General features: G+C 72.2%; 6 protein-coding genes and 1 rRNA gene. 3 read left to right on the forward strand and 4 right to left on the reverse strand.

Annotated features, from left to right (window positions below; genetic code table 11):
- Nucleotides 1–263: ribosomal RNA gene (locus tag G3I42_RS34355) — 16S ribosomal RNA — on the reverse strand; the annotation flags it as partial.
- A gap of 779 nt (nt 264–1,042) precedes the next feature.
- A complete protein-coding gene (locus G3I42_RS34360; RefSeq protein ID WP_164291574.1) occupies nt 1,043–1,591 on the reverse strand; it encodes a MarR family transcriptional regulator in 549 nt (182 codons plus the stop codon).
- A gap of 116 nt (nt 1,592–1,707) precedes the next feature.
- On the opposite strand from G3I42_RS34360, the gene G3I42_RS34365 reads away from it, so the two are divergent.
- Nucleotides 1,708–3,060 carry an MFS transporter gene (locus G3I42_RS34365; protein ID WP_203607711.1) on the forward strand — a complete coding sequence of 451 codons (1,353 nt, stop codon included), beginning with the start codon at nt 1,708–1,710 and terminating at the stop codon, nt 3,058–3,060.
- Nucleotides 3,061–3,157: 97 nt separating this feature from the next.
- Here G3I42_RS34365 and G3I42_RS34370 read toward each other — a convergent pair whose 3' ends face one another.
- Entirely contained in the window at nt 3,158–4,843 is a 1,686-nt protein-coding gene (locus G3I42_RS34370; protein ID WP_164291575.1) for a SpoIIE family protein phosphatase, read from the reverse strand.
- Nucleotides 4,844–5,273: 430 nt separating this feature from the next.
- A complete protein-coding gene (locus tag G3I42_RS34375) occupies nt 5,274–6,593 on the reverse strand; it encodes an FAD-dependent oxidoreductase (protein ID WP_343244743.1) in 1,320 nt (439 codons plus the stop codon).
- A 364-nt stretch (nt 6,594–6,957) separates the two neighbouring features.
- Between G3I42_RS34375 and G3I42_RS34380 the strand changes: the two genes are divergently transcribed.
- On the forward strand, nt 6,958–7,764 hold the full coding sequence (locus G3I42_RS34380; protein WP_203607710.1) for a TetR/AcrR family transcriptional regulator: 807 nt from the start codon (nt 6,958–6,960) through the stop codon (nt 7,762–7,764).
- A 266-nt stretch (nt 7,765–8,030) separates the two neighbouring features.
- On the forward strand, nt 8,031–9,103 hold a 1,073-nt coding region (locus tag G3I42_RS34385; RefSeq protein WP_164291578.1), incomplete at its 3' end, for a sigma-70 family RNA polymerase sigma factor.

Here is a 9,103-nt window from a genome sequence, read left to right on the forward strand (position 1 = left end):
AGCCATTACCTCACCAACTAGCTGATAGGCCGCGGGCTCATCCTGCACCGCCGGAGCTTTCCACCACCTTGGATGCCCAAGGCAGTGAGTATCCGGTATTAGACCCCGTTTCCAGGGCTTGTCCCAGAGTGCAGGGCAGATTGCCCACGTGTTACTCACCCGTTCGCCACTAATCCCCGCCCGAAAGCGGTTCATCGTTCGACTTGCATGTGTTAAGCACGCCGCCAGCGTTCGTCCTGAGCCAGGATCAAACTCTCCGTGAATGTTTTCCCGTAATCGGGAGACACCACGAGAGCGGAACCGGGAGAGGAATAATCTCCCAGGTTCACAGCGTCCTCGCTGTGTGTATTTCAAAGGAACCTCAACCTCGAATCAGAAGATCCTCGGTCGGGGTATCAACATATCTGGCGTTGACTTTTGGCACGCTGTTGAGTTCTCAAGGAACGGACGCTTCCTTCGTACTCACCCTCTCGGGCTTTCCTCCGGGCGTTTTCCCTTCGGTATTTCGTGTTTCCGACTCTATCAGACTCTCTCGGGCCCGATTTCCTCGGTGCTTTCCGGTTCCCGGCCCGGCCTTTCGGCCTTACCGTTTCCCTTTCGGCGTCTCCGACTCTATCAGATCCTTGCGGTCCCGATTCCCTGCCGGTTGGGCTTGTCTTTCCGGCCGTTTCCGGTCCGTTCCGACGTCCTGAACAGTAGTGGATTCTCGCCCGGACTCATAATCGAGCCGGTCCGGAAACTAATTCGGACAGCGCAAAAAAAACGCAACGCAGCTCGAAGACTTTCCCGTGCGGGAGTCGTACTGATCAAAGAAGGGGTTTGCCGCTGACGCGGCCAGAGTGCTGTCACGAGGCTGTTACGCCTCCGTGGCAACTCGTGGAACCTTACGGACCCGATCGGCCGATGTCAAACGTGAGCCCCGCCACAACCGAGGGGCCCTCGGAAGGCGAGTACCCCCGCCCACGTTGAGCATGTGGTGCAAAGCCCGGAGAGCTCGGAGGCAGAGCAGGCGCCGGGGTCGGTCGCGCCTTCGCGAAACCGCTCAGTCGAGATCGCTGAGCCGGCCGCCTGCATCCGGCTGGGTCTCCTCGACCCGGCGCAGGAGGCGGGTCAGCATGCTGCCGAGGATGCTCCGCTCGCCGGGAGAGAGGTCTTGGAGCAGGTCCTCCTCGAAAGCGGAGGCGAGGCTCATGGAGCGCAGCCACTTCTGCCGGCCCTCGTCGGTCAGCTCGACGATGACCCGCACCCGGTTCTGCTCGTCGCGGTCGCGGGTGACCAGCCCCTCCGCCACCATCCGGTCGATGCGGTGAGTCATCGCGGCCGGCGTGAGGCCGAGCCGCTTCGCGAGATCCCCCGGCCCGAGCTGGTAGGGCGGCCCCGACAGGACCAGGACCTTCACGACCTCCCAGTCCGCGTTGCTCATGTTCAGCTGCGCGCTCTGCCGCCCGTAGGCGACGTTCATGCGGCGGTTGAGGCGCCCGAGCGCAGAGACGATCTGCTCCACCTGCGGGTCGAGATCGCTGTATTCGCGCTGGTACGCGGCGATCTGCTCTTCGAGTGTCGGCTCCGGGGGGCCGGTCGTATCGCCCATGGTGCCGAGTATCGCACGCTCCGGCTTGGCGTTGAAGTCCTTGACGATGTACTCTTCAACTCGAAACTTTAGCTTCGAAGTGTTGAGGCCTAAGGCAGGTGAAGGTGACCAGGGCAATGGGCATGGCCATGCGCAGGATTCAGGTGGGCAGCGCGCTCAGCGCGTTCGGCATCGGGTTCACGGTTCCGTTCCTCTACGTCTACGTGGCGCAGACACGGGATCTCGGTGCTGGAGCGGCTGGGCTCGTGCTCGCCGTGTTCGCTGTGGCCGCGTTGGTCGTGCTGCCGTTCGTGGGCCGGGCCATCGACCGGCGCGGGCCGCTTCCCGTACTGGTCGTCGCCTCGCTGCTCTCGGCAGCGGGTGCGATGGCGCTCGGCTTCTCGACGAGCGAGATAGCGGCGCTCGCCTCGGCGGCACTGCTCGGTGCCGGTACGGCGGTGATGGCCCCAGCCCTCGCGACCATGGTCGTGTGGTGCTCGACGCCGCAGACCAGGACGCGCTCCTTCGCGACGCAGTTCTTCCTCCAGAACCTGGGCCTCGGCATAGGCGGGCTCGCCGGCGGACAGCTCGTCGACGAGCACGACCCGTCCAGCTTCGTCCTGCTCTTCTCGATCGAGGCGGCCATGTTCCTCGTGCTCGCTGCGATCGCCGCGAGCACCCGGCTCCCCCACGCGGGAGGCATCAGCGAGGCCGTCCCGGCCGGTGACGGTGGCAAGCGCGGGATGCGGTCGCTGCTCAAGGACCGGGCGATGGTGCAGTTGTCCGTCCTCGGCTTCGTGATCTTCTTCGCCTGCTACGGGCAGTTCGACTCGGGTCTCGCGGCATACGGCGTCGACGCGGCCGGGGTCTCGGCCTCCACGCTCGGCGTGGCGCTCGCGGCGAACACCGCGGTGATCGTCGTCGCGCAGTTCGCCGTGCTCAAGCTGGTGGAGCGGCGGCGCCGCAGTCGTGTCATCGCGCTCGTGGGGCTCATCTGGGCCTTCGCCTGGGCCGTGGCGGGCTTCGCCGGGCTGGGACACGGAAGCCAGGCGATGGCGACGGCGGCGTTCATCTCCACGTACGGGCTCTTCGGGCTCGGCGAGTCGATGCTCTCGCCCACGGTGGCGCCACTCGTCGCCGACCTGGCGCCCGATGGCATGGTCGGTCAGTACAACTCGGCGTTCGCGCTGGTCAAGCAGCTGGCGCTCGCCGTGGGGCCGGCGATCGGCGGACCGATGGCGGCTTCGCTGCACACCCCGTACATCCTGACCTTCTTGCTGTTCTCGCTGGTCATCACGGTGCTCGCGCTGCGGATCGGGCCACGACTCACCGCGGCGCAGGACCGGCCGTACGGGGCGAAGTCGCGGGTCGTGGCGATAAGTCCCGCGGCGGAGGGCGGGCTGATACCCGCCGCCGAGGAGGCGCCCCTGCCACTCGACGCGCGTGAGTCCAGCACGACGGGCGAGAACCCGGCGCCCGCCGGGATCTGACCCGTACCGGACACGGCCGACCCCACAGAGGGGGTCGGCCGGCCCATACGTGCCGGACCGCCACAGGGCGTGGCCAGCGGCTCCGGTTCCTGGAGGCTCAGGGGCCTGGGGGTGTCCGCTTCGCGGGGAAGGCGAACTCGCACCAGACGGCCTTGCCGCCGCCGGGGATGCGGCGGCAGCCCCAGGCCGAGGAGACGTGGGCGACGATCGCGATGCCGCGGCCCGCCTCGTCGGCGGGCTCGGCTCGGCGACGACGCGGGAGGTGGTCGTCGCCGTCGGTGACCTCGATGATGAGACGGCGATCGGTGCGGCGCAGGCGCAGGCGCATGGGTGGGGCGCCGTGCTGGAGGGAGTTGGCGACGAGCTCGCTGGCGGCGAGGACACCCATGTCGTGCAGTTCGGGCGGGCAGCGCCAGCTGGTGAGGACGCCCGTCGCGAAGGCGCGGGCGCGGGGGGTGGCCTCGACGCCGCCGAGGAGTTCGAGGGTCGCGTTGCGGAAGAGGTCGGCGTCCGAGCCGTCGCGGGCCGGGTGTTCGACGACGAGGACCGCGACGTCGTCGTCGTGCCCGGCGGTGACCCCCAGGGCGCGCAGGAGGCGGTCGCAGATCACCTGGGGGCTGCCGCTCGCGCCGGCGAGGGCGTCGGCGAGCGCGGAGACGCCCTGATCGATGTCCTGGTCGCGGCGTTCGACCAGGCCGTCGGTGTAGAGCACGGCCGTGGAGCCGGGGGTGAGGGGCACGTAGCCGGAGGCGTGCAGCCAGCCGCCGGTGCCGAGCGGGGGTCCGGTGGGTTCCTCTGCGCGGTGGATGAGGCCGTTCTCGTCGCGGACGAGGATCGGCAGGTGTCCGGCGGAGGCGTAGACGAGGCGGCCCTCGTTGGGGTCGTGGACGGCGTAGACGCACGTGGCGATCTGGGTCGCGTCGATCTCGGCGGCGAGTCCGTCGAGCAGTTGCAGGACCTCGTGCGGGGGCAGGTCGAGGCGGGCGTAGGCGCGGACGGCGGTGCGGAGCTGTCCCATGACGGCGGCGGCGCGCACGCCGCGGCCCATGACGTCGCCGATGACGAGGGCGGTGCGGCCGCCGCCGAGGGTGATCACGTCGTACCAGTCGCCGCCGACCGCGGCCTCGGTGCCGCCGGGCTGGTAGGTGGCGGCGATGCGCAGATCGTCGGGTTGTTCGAGCTCCTGCGGGAGCAGGGAGCGCTGGAGCGTGACGGCGGTCTCGCGCTGGCTGCGCTCGCTGGCGCGCAGGCGTTCGGCGGCCTCGGCGTGGTCGGTGACGTCGCTGGCGAAGACGAGGATCGCGGTGTCGGCGGGGGTGTCCGGAGCTTCGGGCGGTACGGAGACGGGGGCGCACGTGAAGGTGTAGCTGCGGCCGTCCGGCGCCTTGCGGGACTTGACCGTGCGGGGGCGCCCCGAGCGGTGGACCTGATCGAGCAGGGGGAGCAGCCCGAGTGCCGCCAGTTCGGGGAGGGCGTCCTGCGCCGGGGTGCCGGCGGCCTCGTCCGGGGGTGCGCCGAAGGCGGTGCGGTACGCCTCGTTGACGTGGAGGAGGCGGTGGTCCGGACCGTGCAGGAGGGCGGTGAGGGCGGGGGCGTGCTCCAGGAGTTCGCGGGCGGGCAGCCGGTCGACGGTGGGGGCCGGGGCCGGCGGCTCCGGGGCACTGTCCGCCGGGCCTTCGCCGCGCTCCCGCGCGCGGGCCGCGGGGACGGCGCCCCGGTCGGTCCGTGCGGCGGCGCGGCGCTGTGTGCCGGGAAGCCGGGCGCTCCAGCGCGTGAAGTTCACCGAGTCTCGCCTCGTGGTGTCGGGGTCGTCGTACATCGTGCGGGTGCGGTGGGCGGCGGCCGTCGCTCCGGGTACGGGCGACGGTGCCGGTCCGGTGCGGGGCCGGTGGTGTCCGGAGCCTGTGAAGGTACCGAACGTCGGGGAGGGTGGGCAGGGCGCGGCGCGAGGAGCCGGGCGGGTCGGGCCTCCTCCGTCACCCCTCAGACGGACGGCGCCCACAGGGAGTTCCGGTCTGGTGGGACGCTGCCGGTTTCGGGTTGCGCGGGGCGCCCATGGGGTGGTGCGTGTCCCGGCGTGCGCGGGGGTGGTGCGCTCGTGCCGAAAGGGATTCGGATCGGTCGTGTCTCGTGGACGGCCGGGCGGGTTCGAGCGGTTCCGGGCGCGGGCGGCTCGGGGGGTGGCAGGCCTTATCGGTCGTCGGCGGCCGGGCTCAGGGCGGTTCGCCCGGGTCTGCCGCGGGTGCACCCGGGTCTGCTGCGGGAGCCCCGAGGGCGACGGGCTCGTGCGGGAAGAGAGCGCTGAAGGCCCACTCGGTGAGGACGCGTCCCTTGCGCCGGGCGGTGGGCAGGCGGCTGAGGTGGTGCGCGCGGAGCAGGAGGACGGCGGGGCGGCCGGTGAAGGTGCGGCCGTGGCGGCGGGCGAGGCCGTCGTGCGGGCCGAGTGCCACGTACAGACCCTCGTTCTTCTCAGCGTTCGCGTCGTACGGGCGTGTCGGCTCGCCGCGCAGGGTTGCGAGGAGGTTGTCGGCGAGTACCTGGGCCTGGCCGTGGGCGTGTCCGGCGTGCGGGGCGCAGGTGGCGCCGGGCGTTTCGGGGTCGGGGACGGCGGCGGTGTCCCCGGCGGCCCAGGTGTGCGGGGTGCCGGGGACCGCGAGGTCGGAGGTGCAGCGCAGGCGGCCGTCGGGGGTGAGTGGGAGCGCGGGGGTGGTGAGGAGGGGATGGGGTGGTGCGCCGGGGGCGCGGATGGCGCTCGGGGTGTGGACGAGGGTGCGGGTAGCGAGCGAGTCGCCGTCGTCGAGGACGAGGAGGCCGGGGCGGTAGGTGCGTGGCGCGGCACCGAGCCGGATCTCGGCACCGGCGCGGCGCAGGGCGCGTGTCGCGTACGTACCGATGTCCGCCGGGGCTTCGGGGAGCAGCCGCTCGCCGGGCTCGGCGAGGACCCATCGCAGGTCGGTGGGGCGCAGGCCCGGGTAGTGCTTGAGGGCGCGTTCGGCCATGGCGCGGAGCGCGGGGAGCGCGTCGACGCCCGCGTACCCGCCTCCGAGGAAGACGAAGCAGAGCGCGGCTTCGCGGACGGCCGGATCGCGGGTCGACGAGGCGAGGTCGAGCTGGGTGAGGAGGTGGGAGCGCAGCGCGAGGGCGTCGGCGAGGCTGTGCAGCGCGAGCGCGTGGGGCGGCGGGGGCGTGGGGGTGGTGCCGGGGGTGAGGACGAGGACGTCGTACGGGACGGGGGCCGCTTCGGGTCCGGCCGGGGTGCGGACGTATGCGGTGCGGGTGGCGAGGTCGAGGGACACGGCCTCGCCGAGGAGGAGCCGGGTCGTGCGCAGGACGCGGCGGAGCGGGACGAGGACGTGGTGCGGGGGGAGGGTGCCGGCCGCGGCGGCGGCGAGCAGGGGGCGGTAGGTCAGGCGGGGTTCCGGGGTGACGAGCCGGACCTCGGCGCGGGGTGCCCCGGCGGCGCGCAGCAGGCGCTCCAGGCGCAGCGCGGTGTACGTACCGGCATGACCGCCGCCGATCACGAGAATGCGCACGGGTTCCTTCACCACCCCATGAGGAAACGGCACTTCAGGTTTGTCCACAGGCCCCGCAATTCATATGACTGCCTATCAGGAGGCTTATGGGACCAACGAGGAGCCGCGAAAATCAGTGTTCGCGCAGGTCGGCGCGGGTGGTACGGGTGGGGTGGCCGGGGGCGGGGAGCAAGGGGCCACGGGGTGCTTGCCGTGCGGTGTTTTCTGTCCGGAACGGGGCCCTTCTGAATTGACCGGCTCTCAACTATGTTCGTTACTCGCCGGAGCGGCATGGGCGCGCTCCCGGGGAAACGGACCGTTCCTCACGTTCCGGCCGCAGCTGAGGGGGTCTCCGGGGGGAGGCCCCCACGACCGGGGGAACAGCATGGAGATACGGGATGCGCAATGGCCGGCGGCACGGATCACTCCGGGGGCGGTGACGGCGGGATCGGCGCCGGGTTTCCGCGGCGGGCCCCCGGCCCCGCGCGGGGTGCGGGCCGCCTCGCGGACGGCCCCGTTGCGTGTGGACGCGCAGCGGAATCTGGAGCATGTGCTGCGCGCGGCGCGTGAGGTGTTCGGCGAGTCGGGATACGGCGCGCCGATGGAGGACGTGGCGCGGCGCGCCCGGGTGGGCGTCGGGACGGTGTACAGGCGTTTCCCCAGCAAGGACGTGCTGGTGCGGCGGATCGCCGAGGAGGAGACGGCGCGGCTCACGGAGCAGGCGCGCTCGGCACTCGGTCAGGAGGAGGAGCCCTGGTCCGCGCTGTCGCGGTTCCTGCGCATGTCGGTGGCCTCGGGTGCCGGACGGCTGCTGCCGCCCCAGGTGCTGCGGGTCGTTCCGGCGGGCAGCGCGGGTACCGGCACGGGGTTGGGCGGCGCGTCCGGTGCGGGTGGCGGTGGTGCCGCCGAGGCGCAGCGGGTGCCGGCTCAGCGCGGGGCGCTCGGGGACGGACCGGTGGCGGCGGCTGTCGCCGAGGACTCCGGGGCGGCCGTGCTGCTCGACGTCGTGGGCCGGCTCGTCGAACGGGCGCGGAAGGCGGGCGAGTTGCGTGAGGACGTGACGGTCTCGGACATTCTCCTCGTGATCGCCACGGCGGCGCCCGCGCTGCCCGATGCGGAACAGCAGGCGGCCGCGTCGACGCGGCTGCTCGACATCCTGCTCGAAGGGTTGCGGAGCCGGCCGCTGGAGTAGGAGGTCTCGCGCGACGGCGCGCGGTTCTCACGCGACGGCGCGGTGAGCCCTGACGTGCGGTCGTACCGCCTCAGGGGTCACCGCGCCGCTTTGCGTCTTCATCCGTTCGGGTGAGTTCTGCGGGCCGATACGAATCGGTGTTCGCGCAGCTCAGAGGTGGTGCGGGTACGGCTGGGGGCCGCCGCGGCCCCGCCCGGCCGCGACCCGGTCCGTGCGAGTGTGTTCCGAAGTCCGGATCTTCGCGTCGGTACGGGGGCGTTTTCGCGGTGAGCAAGAAGGACCGGTCCGAGCCACGGACCGGTGCGGGGGACGCGGGGGCCGGCACGGAGGGCGTCGAGGGGCCGGCGCGCGAGACCGTGCCGGGACAGGGCCGTGGGGCCCATGAGGGCGGCAGCGGTACGGAGCGGGACGGGGCTCGGGCACACGTGCCGCGACAGGGTGGGCATCCGACGGCAGGGGACGGCGACCTGCTGCACCGGGCACGCGGCGGGGACGAGGCCGCGTACGCGGAGTTGTACCGGCGACACGCGGACGGGGTGCGGCGCTACGCCCGTACGTGCTGCCGGGACCGGGACACCGCAGAGGACCTGACGGCCGAGGTCTTCGCGCGCACGCTCGCGGCGTTGCGGCACGGCGCGGGCCCCGAGTACGCGATGCGCGCGTACCTGCTGACGACGGTGCGGCGGGTCGCCGCCGACTGGGCGCAGACCGCCAGGCGCGAGCAACTGGTCGACGACTTCGCGGTGTTCGCCGCGCAGGCGGCACGGGTCCCCCGCGCGGACGGGGACACCGTCGACCTCGGCGCGGACGTGCTCGCCATGCACGAGGCCGAGCAGTCCATGGCGGTGCGCGCCTTCCGCAGCCTGCCCGAGCGCTGGCAGGCGGTGCTGTGGCACACCGAGGTCGAGAACGAGTCGCCCAGCGAGATCGCGGTGCTCTTCGGGCTCGACGCGAACGGCACGCGCGTGCTCGCGAGCCGGGCGCGCGAGGGCCTCAAGCAGGCGTACCTCCAGGCGCACGTGAGCGCGGCACGGACGGCGAGCGAGGACTGCGCGGCGTACGCGGACCGGCTCGGCGCTTACGCGCGCGGGGGCCTGCGCAGCCGCGCGGAGCGGGGGCTGCGCAAGCACCTCAAGGAGTGCGCGGAGTGCCGGCTGGCGGCCTCGCAGGTCAAGGAAGTGGCGGGTGGCATTCCCGGCCTCGTACCGCTCGCGGTCATCGGCTGGTTCGGTGCGGCGGGGTACGGGAAGGCGCTCGCGCTCATCGGCGGCGCGGCGGGTGCGGGGGCGGCGGGTTCGGCGGCGGCCGTGGGCGGCGGTGGCGCCGCCTCGGAGGGGGT

The organism is Streptomyces sp. SID11385, assembly GCF_010548245.1.
Lineage (GTDB): Bacteria > Actinomycetota > Actinomycetes > Streptomycetales > Streptomycetaceae > Streptomyces.

What these genes read in the sequence shown, in the direction of transcription:
- G3I42_RS34380 (WP_203607710.1), top strand. Translation starts at nt 6,958, where the DNA reads ATGGAGATACGGGATGCGCAATGGCCGGCGGCACGGATCACTCCGGGG.
- G3I42_RS34365 (WP_203607711.1), top strand. Translation starts at nt 1,708, where the DNA reads ATGGGCATGGCCATGCGCAGGATTCAGGTGGGCAGCGCGCTCAGCGCG.
- G3I42_RS34360 (WP_164291574.1), bottom strand. Translation starts at nt 1,591, where the DNA reads ATGGGCGATACGACCGGCCCCCCGGAGCCGACACTCGAAGAGCAGATC.